We start from the raw sequence: 16070 nt of genomic DNA, 5'->3' as shown, positions 1-16070 counted from the left end.
TTATTTTTGTGCCGCAGCCTCCAAAAGTCCCTGAATCACATGGCAGGTTTTATCCACTTCGGCCATCGTCAGGGTAGGATGCACAAGAAACATAAGACTGGTTTCTCCAAGTTCCCTTGCAACGGGTAAACGCTTTTGCGGCTGAAGGCCTGCATCTGAAAATGCTTTTTCGAGATACACTTCAGAACATGAACCTGTATAGCAGGGAACACCACAATTGACAATTTCCACCAGCAAACGATCCCGCGTAAAACCTGCTGCAAAAAATACTTTCAGATTTCCAAAAACCTTCCTGTGCTATCCGCACAACCCGAATGTTATCGGCCCAATGGCTTTCACACATAATCCAGACCTTAAAAAATTTCCTGATCAACTGTCCCGGTTTTTAAATATTTTAAAAATAGTAAGAAAAACTATCTTTATGTCTAGTTTTAACGAATGATCATCAACATATTTTAGATAATAACTCTGTTTTTGAGGTAAAATCACATCGACATATGCTTTTTGTGGTTCTTTATACTCCGCAAGAATCCTGTTTTCATCTATCATATGTATAGATGCCATATCCGTAATGCCTGGTTTTACAGATAAGATTTTTTTACGCACAGTCTCAGGATAAAACTCGACAAACGCAGGAACTTCCGGGCGCGGCCCTACCAAGCTCATTTTGCCGACAAAAACATCTATCAGCTGGGGTAACTCATCAAGTTTATATTTTCTTAAAAAAAAACCGGAACGTGTTATTCTTGAGTCTTGCCCTATCGTGAGTTGCCCTCTATTTTCTGATCCTACCCTCATTGTCCTGAATTTATGAATCCTGAAAGGAACACCATTCTTTCCAATGCGGATCTGACGAAAAAAGACTGGCCCAGCAGAATCTTTTCGAATCCAAAAAGCAATGATCAAAAATAAAGGGAGCAAGATCATCATACCCGTAAGAGAACAAAAAAAATCAAAACATCTCTTAACCATTTAAAATAACCTTCTTTATACAATCAATTACATATTCCTGATCATCCGCTGTCATACGTGTGTAAAGAGGAAGTGACACCTCTTGCTGATGCAACAGATGAGATACTGGAAACATTTCAGGCTTAAGCCCGCCTCTTTCCCGCCAATACGGATGCATGTGCAAAGGAATAAAATGTACAGAACACCCCACTCCGAATTCAGCCATTTTAATAATAAAGTCATCCCTTGTAATGCCAGCCTCTGGAAGAATTCTTAAGGGAAACAGATGGCGGGCATGGATATCGCCAATAGATGCAGAGGCAGGAAGAAGGACAGGAAGATCCGCCAGGGCTTCATTATAAACCAAGGCCATAGCTTCTCGTTTTTTCTGAAAATTATTCAGACGCCGTAATTGATGGATACCAATGGATGCGGCAATATCTGGCATATTGTATTTAAAGCCTGGTGCAACTACCTCATAGAACCAGGCTGGTTTTTTTGAACTATAGCGATCAAAGGCATCTTTACTGATACCATGAAGACGCATGATTTTGCATCTCTCTGCAATTTTTGAATCAGAGGTTACAAGCATCCCTCCTTCAGCAGTGGTCATTGTCTTATTGGCATAGAAACTGAAAACAGTGACATCTGAATCCAGTTTTCCAATCAGAGACCCTCCAAAACGGGCAGGAAGAGCATGTGCCGCATCTTCTATGACCCGCAACCCAAATTGCCTTGCCACAGATAAAATAACATCCATGCCACAAGGTAAACCAGCAAAATGAACAGGTATAACAGCTTTTGTCCGGGGAGTCACCGCTGCCTTGAAAGCTTCCGGATCCATATTGAAAGTACTCTCAAGGACATCAACAATAACAGGCTCAGCTCCCAGATACCGAACGACCTCTGCCGTTGCTGTAAAAGTATAGTCTGGGACAATAACTTCATCTCCGGGACCAATACCGATAGCTTCCAGAGCAAGATGAAGACCGGATGTCGCTGAATTTACGGCAATACTTTCAACTCCACCACCCAAAAAATCAGAAAAATCACTTTCAAATTTTTTTGCCTTCGGCCCTGTTGTAATCCAACCAGAGCGAAGAGTATCCACAACTTCAGCGATTTCTTCATCACCAATTTCTGGGAGTGCAAAAGGAATAAAAGGCCTTACAATCTCTTTCATACTTCTGCCTCCATATAGAACTGTCCTGTTGTGTAGCCTTTTATCATAAAACTATTTTTCAAATAAAAATGCAGGGCTCGTAAATTATCGACACGAACATAGAGGCCAATTTTTTCATTCCCACTCTGCCTGCACAATTCCTGAGTCTTTTTCAGAAGCGCTGCCCCTATTCCAGGTTCTGTACGGTCACTGACTATGGATAATATCAAAAAGGGACAAGGCTCAAAAAAAGCAGAGGCTCCCCTGTAACGATAAAATAAAATCTCAATTATCTTTTTTAAAAATGTACGGGGGTGCAATGCAGCTGTTTTCAAAATTCTTTTTTTATTGTTTTTTTTAAAAAAAGATATTTTTTCCGCTAATCCTGATCCAGCAACAACAAAACCGTTAATCCTATCTCCCATAGAAGCCTTTGCCTTGATGACAACAAAACCCCCTTCAAGAAAAAGACGATAGTAATCCCCCAAAAGATCTCTGGGAAAACAGGCGATAAAATGTGTTTCTGATGCATAGCATTTTCTATGAAGATCTGCAAAGTCCCAAGCATCATCCGCATTGGCAGATACAAAATCAAGCTGCATATAGTATATCCTCGTATGCTTTCAAAAGCCTAGTAGCTTCTATTTCCCAAGCATATTTTTCATAAATCAAACGAACTCCATTTTCAGCCATTTTTTTACGAACTTCCAGCTCTTCAAATAAATAATTAATTGCAGACGCAATATCATAAGCGGAAGTAGGATTAACACATACCCCACAATTTTCAGTCAGAACTATTTTTTCCCATGAATCAAAATTTGATGAAACTACCGGAAGACCCGATGCCATATATTCATAAAGCTTAACTGGCTGTGAAAAGATATGATTGGGAGCTGGTAAGAGAGTAACAACACCTGCGAACGATTTTTGATAAATTCCAAGTACGCCAGAACGCCCCACCTGTCCAAAAAAACTGACCCGGTTCCAGTTCCTATGATTCTTTACTTTCTGCTCAACAACTGAATCTGTAAAAATACCAGCTAAATAAAATTTAATCTTCTTGGGAAGATAATCTAGAGCATCAAGTAAATATATAATTCCTCTTAGTTCATTAATTGTTCCTACATAACAAAAACCATCCCTTTCTTCGGTCCTTATTTTTATTTCATCAAGAAGAAATTCCTTTCTAAGTGGGTAGTTATTGATAGTCACTGTTTTTTCTTTATAAAAATCAAATCTTTCTGCTATATGCGGCGTAGCCGCGACAACAAGGTCAATTCGATTCACTACATAGTCTTCAACAAATCTTACAAAATAAGACAATAATTTTCTAACCTTAAAAATTATCCATTCTTTATGTAAAAAAAACTCAGGGTAGCACTCATGAGAGTCATAAATAACTTTCGCCTTTGTCGTCATTTTTAAAAAAAAACCATAAGGTAAAAATTCAGGGTCATGAAAATGATAGGTATCAGCTTTTTGAGCTTTTGCCATCCGGTAAACTTTATAGCCACCAAAAAGGATTCTTAATAATCTATTTTTCATATCTTTAAGACCAATCAAAGTAACCCCCTGATTAGCATCGATATCAACATCACAAGCTATGAGAGTCACATCATAACCAGCCTCTGCCAGAGATGCGCATTGTTTATATAAAATTCTTACATCATTCAATTTATGTACGGTACTTATATGGCATACTCTCTTCATCACATTCCTATCCATCAAAAATGATTTAAATAATAAATTACGCTCTCTACCATAATAGGTGAAATGTCCGGCCCCATGGGCAGACTCAGAACCTCCCTGTGAATCTGCTCCGTAACGGGCAATTCCATCCCACTCCATGCCCCATAACTTTTTTGCTTATGGGGCGGAATAGGATAATGGATCAGGGTTTGGATACCCTTTTCAGCAAGGTAAGCCTGCAAGACATCCCGTTTTCGACAACGCAACACAAAAAGATGGAAAACATGGGACGCATCTCCCTTCCAGGCAGGAAGTAAAATTTCAGGGTGGCTTATACCCTTCATGTACTGCCTCGCCACAGCCTGTCTTTTTTCAATATCCCTATCCAGATGGGGAAGCTTCACCTTCAAAAGGGCAGCCTGCATTTCATCCAGCCTGCTGTTCACTCCCTGATAAAGGTTTTCATATTTTTTATGGCTTCCGTAATTACCAAGAGCACGAATGGTGAGGGCCAGCTCTTCATCATGGGTGGTAACGGCTCCGGCATCGCCTAAGGCCCCAAGGTTTTTCCCGGGATAGAAACTGAAACCCGCCGCATGGCCCCAATTCCCTGCCTTTTTACCGCCGATAACAGCACCATGCGCCTGGGCTGCATCTTCCAGCACCAGTAGATCATGCTTTCTCGCGATTTCCATAATGGCAGTCATATCCGCCATTTGTCCGTAAAGATGCACAGGCAGAATGGCCTTTGTTTTTGAATCCAAAGATTTAAGAATTTCTGAAGGGCTGATATTGAAAGTTGCAGAATCCGGCTCCACCAATACGGGGATCAGGCGGTTTTCCGTGATGGCAAGAACACTGGCAATGTAAGTATTGGCCGGTACAAGGATCTTATCCCCTTCCTTGAGCCTGCCCATCTCCTTCCAGGCCCTGAGGGTCAGGGTCAGGGCATCCAGCCCATTGGCAACGCCAATGCAGAAGGGTGCTCCACAATATGCGGCAAATTCCGACTCAAAAGCTTTCACCTGTTGGCCCTGAATGTACCAGCCGCTGTGCAGCACCTCATCAAAGGCCCTTTCAAGGCCTGAAGCATGGGCTTCGTTGATGGCTTTCAGATCCAGAAATGTGATGTTTTTTTCTTCCTGAACCGGAAGGGATAAAAAATCATCTATGGAAACCGTATGCCCGGAAAATCTGAGGAAAGCCGTATCACGGGTAATAATTTTTGCCCCAACAACCTTTGCAGATGCCTCAATGAGGTAATCCTCGGTGTCCCTCTGGAACAAGGGATCATTCGTATCCAGATAGGCAGGGGTTTTTATCAGGGTAAAAAGCTTTAAAAAAAGCTGCCATTCTTCCTGAAGGATATGCAGGGGCCTGCTTTTTTTACCTACCTTAAAAAAAATAATGGCTATGGTATGCAACTGAGCGGTTGAAAGGTAAACATTTGGAAAGGATTTCAGCCTTTGGAACAGCTCATAGGTTCTTGGAGATACGTCCAGCCTGTCCAGCAGAATATCCAGTGCGATGTTTACATCTATGAGAAATTTATTTTCCATATTTTTCCATCAGGGTTTTGGTGAGGATGTCTTCATCACTACAGCTCGTGGTATGATTATAGTTTTCTGGGAGATATTTCAGTTTGAAAGAAAGATAGTCATCCCCGCCCAGGGCATCATTCAGCTCCCTAAGCTGAACGATGGTATCACTTCGGTCAGCCCGGAACAGCATAGCTTCAAGGGAAGGAGCAATCTCCACATAAAAGGAATCCAGCTCCAGATCCGTATTTTCCAAAATCGGAATGACGTAACTTGAACCCTGTCTTATAACTTTAACCTTCATCTTTCTGATTCCTTTTTTTACAAAGAATTACCTTAATGCTTCGGAAGCAAATTTTTTCCAGTTTAGATAAAGTTCTTCATCGGAAATAAACCCATTATCTGTGGGAGAAAGGGGATCTGCGTCTGAAACCGCAGGATTTTCTTCTGTACACAGGGCAATGACTTCAATAGTTCTGGATTCCAGATGCTGATAGGCTTCAGACACATCTATTCTGCCGCTTTTTATCTGGGCCTTGAATTTTATAGCATGCATGGCATCCGCCTTTTTACTTAGAGATGTTTTGATCTAAGTGCATCAAATAACTATTCGTTCAAAAACCTCAAAATTCTGGCAGGATTACCCGCAACCACAGCGTAGGGTGCCACATTTTTTGTAACAACGGCGCCAGCACCAACCATTGCATATTCTCCAACTGTCACTCCGGGAAGCAAGGTTGCATTGGCACCGATACTTGCACCTCTTTTGATTGTTATACCCCAAAAATGATCAGGATAGATCTTTGATCTTGGCATGGGATCATTGGTAAATGTCGCATTGGGGCCAATAAAAACATCAGACTCAATACGTGCACCATCCCATAAATACACACCTGATTTAACCGTCACCCTGTCTCCAAGGATAACGTCACCTTCTATCAAAGTATGAGCACAGATATTACAATTTTCTCCCAGAACAGCCCCCTCGAGAATGACAGCATACTGCCATATCCGGGTACCTGAACCTATTTTATCAGTTTTTACATCAGCAAGAGGATGGATGCTGTACACTACAAATTCCTTTTAAAAAAGAATCATAATCCCTAACATAGTCCCCTTCATCATAATACTCACTGGCAAACACCATCAGCACACAATCCGGACTAAAATCATGCATCTCCCGCCAGACCATATCTCCAATCAGAAGGCCCTTTGACGGAGAATCCAACCAGGCATCCTCACGGATTCTGCCATTATCCAAAACCATCCTGCATTTTCCACTGACGCATACTGCCACCTGCTGCAGGGACTTATGGGCATGAAACCCCCTTGCAACATCATCTCCCGTTCCGAAAATATAGTACACACGTTTTATCTCAAAGGGGATATTCTTTCCCCCTTCAATGGCCACAAGGGAGCCTCGTTCATCACCCCGCACAGCAAAATCAATCCAATTCAGAAGTGTCATGTCTTCTCCCTGCAGAGTCTCAACAAATACTGCCCATAGCCTGACTTTTTCAGCGTGTTTCCTGCTTTGAAAACATCTTCCCGGCTCAGCCAGCCATTGTTCAGGGCAATCTCTTCGAGACAGGCAACCTTCAACCCCTGCCGCGTTTCTATGGTCTGGACAAACATACCTGCTTCCTGAAGACTTTCGTGGGTTCCCGTATCCAGCCAGGCAAAGCCCCTGCCCAAAAGCTCCACATGCAGGGTTTTACGCTTCAGATATTCCTGGTTGATGCTGGTGATCTCAAGCTCTCCCCTGTCCGATGGCTTTACCTCCTTTGCAATCTGAACGACCTCATTATCATAAAAATAAAGGCCCGTCACAGCATAATTGGACTTAGGGGTGGCTGGTTTTTCTTCTATGGAAACAGCCCGCCTGCTTTCATCAAAGGCCACCACGCCAAAACGTTCCGGATCTTTCACCTGATATCCGAAAACTGTGGCCCCTGTTTCTCTGGCTGCAGCTTCTTTGAGTTTGGGGGTAAATCCCTGCCCGTAAAAAATATTGTCTCCCAACACCAAACAGACCTTGTCTTTTCCGATGAACGCATCACCAATGATAAAGGCCTGGGCCAAGCCATCCGGGCTAGGCTGCTCAGCATAGCTCAGACGAATACCAAAATCCGAACCATCCCCCAAAAGCCGCTGGTAAGAAGACTGATCTTCAGGAGTTGTGATCACAAGAATATCCCGGATACCCGCCAGCATAAGAACGGAGAGAGGATAATAAACCATAGGCTTATCGTAAATGGGCAGAAGTTGTTTGGATACGCCCCTTGTGATGGGGTAAAGTCTTGTACCGGAGCCTCCTGCAAGGATAATGCCTTTAATTGAATTCATCTTATAAAACCCTTAATTTTATAAATATAATGGTCATAGACAAAATGTGAAAAAAGGGAAAAAAACCACCGCAAAGGACTGACAAGCCCATAATTTTTTGACAAAAGGACAGCTTTTTGCTGAAAGATGCTCCTTCTGCTACGAATTTTCATAATATTGGCCGCATGGGAGCGATAAAAAAACAAAGGTTTCGATACAGCACAAAAAGAGGTTTCCGATGCGGAACGGATTACAAAATCCCAATCTTCCTCCAATAAATTTTCATCAAACCCCCCAAGGCGATCATAGAGCTTTCGTGTAAAAAGCATAGAACCTGCGGGCACATGCTGACGCAGAAAAATCTGGTTTAAGACCTTTCCCATCAGAGGTTTTGAAGGAAATATACGGAACGGTTTCTCTGGAGCACTATCTTCAAATTCAAAGGCCTGGGTAAAACAAAACTCTGAATCAGGATTTTGGCTTAACATGGAGAGCTGTTCTTGAATTTTATCGGGGTGCCAGTAGTCATCTGAAGCCAAAAGAGCAATATACTCTCCTTTAGAAAATTCCTGAATCCCACGGTTCAATGTTTTGCAGACCCCCTGATTTTTTTGTCTTATAAATATAAAATCATATTTTTCTGCCATCTTTTCAAGGACAGAAACAGAGGCATCGGAAGATCCATCATCAATCACAATCAGTTCAATTGGACGATGGCTCTGCTTCAGCACACTGAGAATGGATCTTTCGACATATTGTGCATGGTTGTAGCAGGGGATGATCACCGAGATAAGTTTTTGTTTCATTCGCTATAAAAATCCTCGATAAAATAACTTATTTTATAAAAAAACATTCTCTTCTTGAGAGAGCAACACAGGCTATATTCAGCAAAATAAGTATAGACATTAGTTGATAACCTGAAAAAATATTATTTGTTACCATGACAATGACAGACATACAAGTAAACATAAAAAGAATAACCCCCCAACAATTAGCTATATTTTTCTTCGCTAAAAGGAAAAAATAAAAAAGAATGGAAAAAAATAAAAAAAAGCCCAAAAGACCATAACGTTGAGCTATCAGTGCGTATTCTGAATCGATAATTGTTGTAAATTCTGATTTTGCAGGGCCGAGACCCAACAAAGGAAACAAAGAAAAGCGTTCATAAGCAAGTCTCATATTGTCTAAACGGACATTAAAACTTTCATTTTCACCTGCCAAGGTGTACTGATAGCCTAAAATCAGATATTGTAGATCCATCATTAAAATTATTTTTACCAAACCAGCCAAACTCAATGCACACAATATTACCTTAAAAACAACATTCACCTTAGAAAAAAGAACAAACCATAAAAAAAACGCAAAAAGAAACGCCAATAAAGCTGTACGGCTTTGCGTCATTAATGCAAGAAAAACAAAACATAAAAAAAGTAATACAAATAACGTTTTTTTTCTTTCTAAAAAAAGACTAAAATAAAAACTTGCATAAAAAAAACTTAATACTGCGCCAATGTTCGGATCTGAACCCGTAACAGTAATTCTCTTCCCAGATAGAACATTATTCATATGCGCACTATCAGGGCCAAGATATAAGTTTAAAATAAAATCTAAAATTCCAGATAGTTGAAAATATTGCACAAAACCTACAAAAAGAACCCATACAGATGAGGAAATTAAAGAGTATTGCATATACTTTAAAAACTTTTCGCTTCTAATAAATGGTAAAGCCAGTAAATATGGAACAAACTGAAAGTACTTTATCGACTCCATAATATCTCCTCTATGTGGACTTGAAAATCCAAGAGCCCAGGAGACCACAGCAGAAATTATAACCATCAGTCCCAAAAAAAAAGGCAATACTGAAGACAGATGCAAAACTGGTTTCTTTAAAAAACAAAAAAAGATCAGAATAAAAACAATAAAAGCTATAGGAGTAACCAAATAGAAAGAGAATCCAGCTACTGGAATAGGAGGCAATGCTACGGGTGAAAGCAAACCCAAAATTATAAAAAATAAAAGCATAGCTCTCAGGTCAATCAACATAAAAATATCCATTTCAATTTCAAAGAATTGACAAATCAACAACATTGACCTTGATGAGCCAACTTAAACTTAAAACATTATCATGCCTATTAGAATAACAACTTACCTTACGCACATCTTACCTCGATTCCCGGTTAATTTGTATACCTACAACTCTTTACAATGTGCTGATATTTAGCATAAGCACTTGAAACATAAAGCATTGCACTTGTTTTTTACTGAAAATTAATTTTCTAAAATTTTAAAAGAGGTGGTTTTTTGACCCTTTGTAGTTATAATAATATATTACCACAAAGGGGGAAATATGACTTGCATCGTGAATCAAAAAGTTGGAAAGGAATACTTATCTTTATGAGTCATAACTCCTATCGTAATAGTGAGGGAAAATCCAGAAGTAAACGATGCCTCATCGGAAAGATCAATCCCGAGACAGGCGACCTGATTTACAAGCCTGAATACCTTGAACGCATGGCGGCCTAACGGTACTCCCGTCACGGTTCCTCCTCCCACAACATTTTCTGTGGAGGACATTCGTCAATCCACGGTCCGGAAGCATGGAGCTTTTTATCTTCTTCATCAGATAGCAGATAAAATTGGGCTCCTGGAAGCGATTCAGAAAAGCAATCATGAACATTGGCAGGAGCTGTTTGTGCTGGCAGCAAATAAAGGGAGTCAGAATCTTTTTTTCATTAACCAATCTTCAAATGACTATCTTTAAAGCCTTTGGAGTTAATGAACCTCTGTAGGCGAAAATATCATTCATCATATAAGCCCGTCTCTTAAATCAACAGCATTAGCTATGTAATATATTTAAATCTACTTTTTAAAAAAAACTTTTTAATTACTTTTTGCACAATTTTAAATATAATTTTTTTATTTAAACTATTAGACTCTGAATTCCTAGCAGCCAACATTGCCCATGCAAGTGGATAATCTTTCTCATTTAATTTTGTAGCATCAATAATATCTTTTTCATATTGATACAATCCTTGTATGTTTTCAACATGCATATATTCTTGTGTAATTAGCTTTCTATACATATTTATTATTATTTTTTGAACTACATCTGACTCTCTACCGTACAGATATAGAGCGATTGAAAATGCTTTGAGATGTTCAACATAGGATCGTACTTTGTCGCTTGTAGCTGTTGCACTTGTTTCATTTTCAACATAGTAATAAAAAACATTCTTATTCAAGTAAACTTTTTTTGCTTTTAAAAAACAGCCTATATTTACAATCATATCTTCATTGAGAGATTGTCGCCAAGGAAACCTCTCAACACCTGCAGAAACAATAACTTCTCTAGCATATAATTTATTACATAAATAGGCAGATCCAAAATTACCATTAGTCAAATTATTTAATAAATCAGTAGTAACCAAATAATCTGATTTAAACTTAGGTGCATATTTTAAGTGTTTGCCTTGATCATTGACTCTTTTTACACTACATAAAACAATATCGGCTTGATTTTCTATAGCATTATTTAAGATTGACCGATACATATCTGAATGTACATAGTCATCAGCATCCACAAAACCAATCCAATCACCTCTTGATTTTCTTAAACCACACATCCTAGCTTCATGCACACCTATATTTTTCTCAAGGTTGATTATTTTAATACGCTCATCTTGAGCTAAAAAATTCATAACTAATTCAAGCGTATTATCTTTTGAAGCATCATTCACGATAAGAATTTCTAAATTTTTATATGTTTGATTAAGTAAAGAATTTAAAGTACGGTCGATTCTATCAGATGCATTATAGGCAGGCACAACAATTGATATTAAATTATTTGTCATTGCCCAAAGCTCCCATTAAAAAATCCAAAGATTTTTTCTTCTCATCTTCTAAAATATTATTAACTCTACGATAATCAATCTTCTCTAACTCTTTACCCTCTAAATCTTTCACATCAAAAACAAGTCTGTCTTCTAATCCTAACTTAGTGGCTAAAGATACAAACCTATCAAGCCCTCTGCTCTCATTTCCTATGACAACAAACTCTTTTTCAAAGATGATAGAAAAAACCATACCATGAAAAGAGTCTGTTACTACTGCATCAGCATTGGCAAATGATACTACCCATTGTGGCACCGAAAAGGTTGTATGCGAAGTATTGAAGCCTTTGAGATGATGCACACTTTTTAGTCCACTGTTCTTTTGCACAAGCTCGATGATCTCTTTTTTTTCTACTGCTTCATCAAGCACATAAGTCAAAAGTCCACCTTTGTTTGTAGCTGTCTCATCATAATTTACGATGATCTCATTTAGATAAAACTCTTTGCCTATGAGCATAGTTGGGTCAAGTACATGCACTGCTTTGTTATAATTAAATGTAGTTTTACACACATCTACACCCGAAATTTCCCTCACTGAGACAGCAGTAAAATCTTGAAGAAGTTTTGCTATATCTTCACTATCATTTTCACCTTCCCAGTGGTCTTTCCCAAAAGAGGCAGCATAAGATATTTTTTTTGTTTTACTTCTATCTACAAAATCTAAAAAAAAACTTTTGTAAAAAATATCATTTATATACCTTTTTCTCCAAACTTGGTCACTTCCTACTATCACCGCATCAAAGTTTTCATCTTTTGCAAAATTTTCTAAATCTTGTTTAGTATATAAATCTTGACTGATAGCAAATATCTCATTTTCTATAAACCCTCTATGAAGTTTTTTTCTCTCTTTCCACTCTCGCATTTTTAGACGATTTGTTTTAATGTTTTTGATATTATGAAAAGGAATTTTTAGCAGCATTGTTTTTATAAATTTTTTCCATAATATTTCATTGTCTATTATAGCTTTATATATCAAAACCACATCATGACCCTGAGCATCCAAAAGTCTATACAATGCCACCGCCTGTAAAATTCCTCCATAGTTTTCTGTTATTGGGAGTGTTAAAATTCCTATTTTCATATTACCTCTTTCAAATCTGATTTGAATTAAAAAAAATTCAGTATTCCAATTCTTTTCATTCTCTGTCACTTCCCCAAAAGCTGTTTCAGCCGTTTTTTTACCTGTTTCTTCAATCTTATAAAAAGACTTCCCCGCATACGCCTGTCAATACGCCCGATCCAGTCTTCCCCTTGTGCCAAAGCCTGATGAACAAAGCAGGCATTTTTATATTTTTTTTGTAAAAGTCTGATTTTTTTACCCGACAATGGCAGAGAAAAATCCCTTTTTTTCAACGTAACATCCGTATCCGAAGAACAATACCGGATAAAACCCCGCTTATTTTCCACAACCCCATACTGACTTTCTATAACCTTTTCAACGGGGATATCCGTATAGGTGCCAGAGTTTGAAAAAAGCTGAGAAATAAGAGAATTTCTGCTGATGATAAGACTTGTTCCACGTCCATCCCTGACAAATTCGGGCAGCCAGGCATCCATGAATGCGGCATCCGCACATTCTGCAAAAATATCATCACAAAAAAAACAGCTTTTCTGTTTGAAATAATCTCCGCCCCATATATCGCCTATTCCATCGGACCACATTTTACAGATACGCCTGCCTGACACATCTACCATTTCAAACGCATAATTTGAGCTGGGAAAACCCGAAACCTTTTTTCTGTATGTAAAAGAAGCCACATCCTGCGGTTCTGCCCCCATCTTTACAATATGATATTCCGTGAACATTCTGGATTTGCCCTGCCCGCACACAAGCCCGAAAGTAAAGTGAATATTTTTACGCAGTTTTGGAAAAAAAGACTTTGCGAGGGTTACTGCCTTAATAAAACAGGGAAGCCCGACAATGGCAACCCTGCAATCCTGAGCCATAATTTCACGGATGACCCCGCTCATCTCAACGGGATAATAGGCAGATTTTGCACAACGATCCACATCGGAAAGGCTTGAAACAATGGAGTAGCGAAACCGTTTTTCCGGATTGGCACAAGGCTCAACGGTAATAACCTTATCAATTCTTTTTTCCTCAAGAAGTTTTTTCAAAAGCCAGGAAACAGCCCCTCCGGATGCTCCATTGGATCGGGTTTCATCATCAGCAGCTCCAACAAAGGTATCCAGATAACAGCCCGTCTCTTCCGTATGCTTCATCCGGGGAATGCCGGAAAACAGTTTTTGCCCTATGGTATCTTCATTGCTTCCATGTCCATAGAAAGGACAAACCTTTATGCACAGACCACATGAAATGCATTCTGAAATGCTGTTGGACTGCGGCTCATACTGTCCAAGGATATTCCAATCCATTGCAAGGCAATGCTTTGGGCATACACCAGCACACATGCCGCAACCCACACAAATCCCCTTTTGAAGCACTTCACTGAGCAATAGAGAAAAATCTTTCACAGCTTCAATTTCTCTTTTAAAAGATTTCTGACAAATAAGCGTTCCGCAGGCACAAGAACACTATACCAGGCTGAAAGAAACACCAGCACCGGAACCATGATAATATTGTATGCTTTCAGATAACCATCTGAAGAAATAACATATCTTCCAAGATACAGCAGAACAAAAGAAGTCAGTACCAATATCAATACCTTAACTATGACATCCGTCAAAAACTTCCAGACATTCAAACGCGCTGTCCTTTTTAAAATGCCAAGCCTTGCAAAAAAAGCGATAATGGCCAGAAATATTGAGACATAGAACACAATCTCTGGAGAAAAGCCTTTCATAAGAAGTACAAAGGAAACAGGTAGATTCAACAAAAGTAAAGATCCCACAACACTTTGGTACAACCTTATTTTTCCTGTGGCTCTGGACAAAGTCATCAAAGACTTTGATACGGAATCAATCAAAACCGCTGACAAAGCCAGCTTCACGAAGATTGCGGAATATTCCGGCACAATTTTCAGCCATACTTTAAGGATAAATTCTGTTTCCAGCAAAAAAGGCAGGGCTGCTGCATACAGCAAGACAAAACATATCTTGGAAGACTGGGTCACAAGCTTGATGGAACTGGCATGATCTTCCGCAGCATATCTTTTGATGATCTGGGGATTGGCCGCATGAACAATCATGCCAGATACATTCTCAACCTTGGATATCAGTTGATTTGCCACACCAAGAGCCGCATTTGCAAGTACGCCGTGAAACATATTCATGGCAATCGCTGTACCCTGACTCTTGGAAACAGCTGCCAAATCACCAAAAAAACCCCATGATGCAAAACTTGTAAGCTCTCCGTACAGTTTTTTATTCTTCAACCGTGAAAAGCGTGCCGTAGGGCAACAGAAAAAGGCGATTGTATAGGCCAGAACCATTTCTAAAAAAGAGACCAGCAATACAAGAAAGGCAAAGGTTTTCAGGTTGTCAAAATCTATAAAAGGGATGGCAAGTGCTGCAAAAAGTCTCCCAGAAGGACCTAAGAGATTAATAAATGCAACGATCCCCATTTTTTCATAGGAAATCAGCATCCCACGAGCCGGAACGGACAACATACTCAGAACAAGAGAGAGCAAGACCGTATGAAAAATCCATGATGCGGCTTCAAACCGATCCGCTGAAATAACCAGATACTTTTCAAAGAACCAGTACCCCAGAGTTTCTCCAAGACAAAAAATGATAAGTGCCAGGCAAAGATGAATAACTATCGAAGCCGTAAAAATCTGCTTTGCCTGTATTTCGTCTTTTGCCCCCAAAGCATAGGATAAAAAACGTTGAACAGATCCAGCCATGGTTCCGCTCAGCACTGAAAACAAGAGGATAAGCCCTCCCATTACTGAGTAGATACCAAAATCTTCAACACCGAGGTTATTCAGAACAACTCTGGCGTAATAAAGACCTATGACAATACTCATTGCCAGAGCGATATACATGATCAAGGTATTTTTTATGATTAGCTTCGTAGCGTTCAAAGTATCTTATGATCATTCAGCATGGCAGAATGCTCCGCTTTTGTGTATTGCCGTATCTCGCTTAGGCAAAGCCCCTGCCCAGAAGCTCCACATGCAGGTTTTTACGCCTCCGGTATTCCTGATTGATGCTGGTGATCTCAAGCTCTCCCCTGTCCGAGGGTTTTGCCTCTTTTGCAGTAACTACTCCAAAAGTCCGGGCAGCGTGAATAGAAACAGAGAAACAGGTTCAGCGGGGGATCGAGTCAGCGACAAGGCGTGGCAGACAGGAGATGGCTCCAAGGTCATGGATCCGATCATAGAGGAAATCCCAGAAAGAGAGGCCATGTTTCTGGCAGGTTTTCTTGAGGCTGAGAAATGTATCCCGACACTGGCGGCCTAAATCGCTCCGGGTCGTACCGCTGATTTTTCTTCTTTTGACATATTCCCTGATATCCCTCTCGCTGAGATTGTTGTGAAGAGGGAGGACTGGAAACTCCAATACGAGAAGCAGTTCGGACTTATTGGCCGCGATCCGCTGGAGGGCCTGTTT

Annotated in this window: 19 protein-coding genes and 2 pseudogenes; 2 read left to right on the top strand and 19 right to left on the bottom strand. The window is 39.8% G+C overall.

What is annotated here, in order from left to right; all coding sequences use genetic code 11:
- From BR04_RS15940 to BR04_RS15880, 13 genes are all read right to left on the bottom strand, one after another.
- Window positions 1-231, bottom strand: coding sequence for a hypothetical protein (locus BR04_RS15940; protein ID WP_496357011.1), 231 nt, complete (start codon window positions 229-231; stop codon window positions 1-3).
- 138 nt (window positions 232-369) lie between these two features.
- The gene (locus BR04_RS15935) at window positions 370-972 is read right to left on the bottom strand and encodes a sugar transferase (protein ID WP_496357010.1); all 603 of its coding nucleotides are present in this window, start codon (window positions 970-972) and stop codon (window positions 370-372) included.
- Window positions 965-2134, bottom strand: coding sequence for a DegT/DnrJ/EryC1/StrS family aminotransferase (locus BR04_RS15930; RefSeq protein WP_496357009.1), 1170 nt, complete (start codon window positions 2132-2134; stop codon window positions 965-967). Before BR04_RS15930 ends, BR04_RS15935 begins: the two co-directional genes overlap by 8 nt.
- A complete protein-coding gene (locus BR04_RS15925) occupies window positions 2131-2715 on the bottom strand; it encodes a GNAT family N-acetyltransferase (protein ID WP_496357008.1) in 585 nt (194 codons plus the stop codon). The genes BR04_RS15930 and BR04_RS15925 overlap by 4 nt, the downstream gene beginning before the upstream one ends.
- Window positions 2705-3823: a glycosyltransferase family 4 protein gene (locus tag BR04_RS15920; RefSeq protein WP_496357025.1), complete on the bottom strand. Its 1119-nt coding sequence runs from the start codon at window positions 3821-3823 to the stop codon at window positions 2705-2707. Before BR04_RS15920 ends, BR04_RS15925 begins: the two co-directional genes overlap by 11 nt.
- Before the next feature lie 14 nt (window positions 3824-3837).
- The gene (locus BR04_RS15915; protein ID WP_496357007.1) at window positions 3838-5361 is read right to left on the bottom strand and encodes a DegT/DnrJ/EryC1/StrS family aminotransferase; all 1524 of its coding nucleotides are present in this window, start codon (window positions 5359-5361) and stop codon (window positions 3838-3840) included.
- Window positions 5351-5644: a hypothetical protein gene (locus BR04_RS15910; RefSeq protein ID WP_496357006.1), complete on the bottom strand. Its 294-nt coding sequence runs from the start codon at window positions 5642-5644 to the stop codon at window positions 5351-5353. The genes BR04_RS15915 and BR04_RS15910 overlap by 11 nt, the downstream gene beginning before the upstream one ends.
- A 27-nt stretch (window positions 5645-5671) precedes the next feature.
- Window positions 5672-5896, bottom strand: a complete 225-nt coding sequence (locus BR04_RS15905; protein WP_496357005.1) for a hypothetical protein — start codon at window positions 5894-5896, stop codon at window positions 5672-5674.
- Window positions 5897-5946: 50 nt separating this feature from the next.
- Window positions 5947-6411, bottom strand: a complete 465-nt coding sequence (locus BR04_RS15900) for an acyltransferase (protein WP_496357004.1) — start codon at window positions 6409-6411, stop codon at window positions 5947-5949.
- On the bottom strand, window positions 6386-6808 hold the full coding sequence (locus BR04_RS15895; protein WP_496357003.1) for a sugar 3,4-ketoisomerase: 423 nt from the start codon (window positions 6806-6808) through the stop codon (window positions 6386-6388). Before BR04_RS15895 ends, BR04_RS15900 begins: the two co-directional genes overlap by 26 nt.
- Window positions 6805-7686: a glucose-1-phosphate thymidylyltransferase RfbA gene (gene rfbA, locus BR04_RS15890; protein ID WP_496357002.1), complete on the bottom strand. Its 882-nt coding sequence runs from the start codon at window positions 7684-7686 to the stop codon at window positions 6805-6807. The genes BR04_RS15895 and rfbA overlap by 4 nt, the downstream gene beginning before the upstream one ends.
- Complete coding sequence (locus tag BR04_RS15885; protein ID WP_496357001.1) at window positions 7683-8471, bottom strand: glycosyltransferase family 2 protein; 789 nt, start codon at window positions 8469-8471, stop codon at window positions 7683-7685. Before BR04_RS15885 ends, rfbA begins: the two co-directional genes overlap by 4 nt.
- Before the next feature lie 28 nt (window positions 8472-8499).
- On the bottom strand, window positions 8500-9708 hold the full coding sequence (locus BR04_RS15880; RefSeq protein ID WP_496357000.1) for an O-antigen ligase family protein: 1209 nt from the start codon (window positions 9706-9708) through the stop codon (window positions 8500-8502).
- Between the two features lie 351 nt (window positions 9709-10059).
- Between BR04_RS15880 and BR04_RS15875 the strand changes: the two genes are divergently transcribed.
- Window positions 10060-10188, top strand: coding sequence for a hypothetical protein (locus BR04_RS15875; protein WP_496356999.1), 129 nt, complete (start codon window positions 10060-10062; stop codon window positions 10186-10188).
- Between the two features lie 317 nt (window positions 10189-10505).
- On the opposite strand, the gene BR04_RS15870 is transcribed toward BR04_RS15875, so the two are convergent.
- The 5 genes and pseudogenes from BR04_RS15870 to BR04_RS15850 form a co-directional block, all read right to left on the bottom strand.
- The gene (locus BR04_RS15870; RefSeq protein ID WP_496356998.1) at window positions 10506-11516 is read right to left on the bottom strand and encodes a glycosyltransferase family 2 protein; all 1011 of its coding nucleotides are present in this window, start codon (window positions 11514-11516) and stop codon (window positions 10506-10508) included.
- Window positions 11506-12636 (bottom strand): polysaccharide pyruvyl transferase family protein, encoded by a 1131-nt coding sequence (locus BR04_RS15865; protein ID WP_496356997.1) that lies wholly within the window; start codon window positions 12634-12636, stop codon window positions 11506-11508. The genes BR04_RS15870 and BR04_RS15865 overlap by 11 nt, the downstream gene beginning before the upstream one ends.
- A gap of 65 nt (window positions 12637-12701) precedes the next feature.
- Entirely contained in the window at window positions 12702-13778 is a 1077-nt protein-coding gene (locus BR04_RS15860; protein WP_496357024.1) for a Coenzyme F420 hydrogenase/dehydrogenase, beta subunit C-terminal domain, read from the bottom strand.
- Between the two features lie 72 nt (window positions 13779-13850).
- Window positions 13851-13979, bottom strand: a pseudogene (locus BR04_RS15855) (hypothetical protein); the annotation flags it as partial.
- Window positions 13980-14026: 47 nt separating this feature from the next.
- Window positions 14027-15502: a polysaccharide biosynthesis protein gene (locus tag BR04_RS15850; RefSeq protein ID WP_496356996.1), complete on the bottom strand. Its 1476-nt coding sequence runs from the start codon at window positions 15500-15502 to the stop codon at window positions 14027-14029.
- A 16-nt stretch (window positions 15503-15518) separates the two neighbouring features.
- On the opposite strand from BR04_RS15850, the gene BR04_RS15845 reads away from it, so the two are divergent.
- Window positions 15519-15920, top strand: coding sequence for a hypothetical protein (locus BR04_RS15845; RefSeq protein ID WP_496357026.1), 402 nt, complete (start codon window positions 15519-15521; stop codon window positions 15918-15920).
- A gap of 51 nt (window positions 15921-15971) precedes the next feature.
- On the opposite strand, the pseudogene BR04_RS15840 reads toward BR04_RS15845, so the two are convergent.
- Window positions 15972-16019: pseudogene (locus tag BR04_RS15840) on the bottom strand (hypothetical protein); the annotation flags it as partial.
- Between the last annotated feature and the right edge of the window lie 51 nt (window positions 16020-16070).

Source organism: Desulfobotulus sapovorans DSM 2055 (genome assembly GCF_059569355.1).
This window is presented reverse-complemented; position numbering and strand designations above follow the sequence as displayed.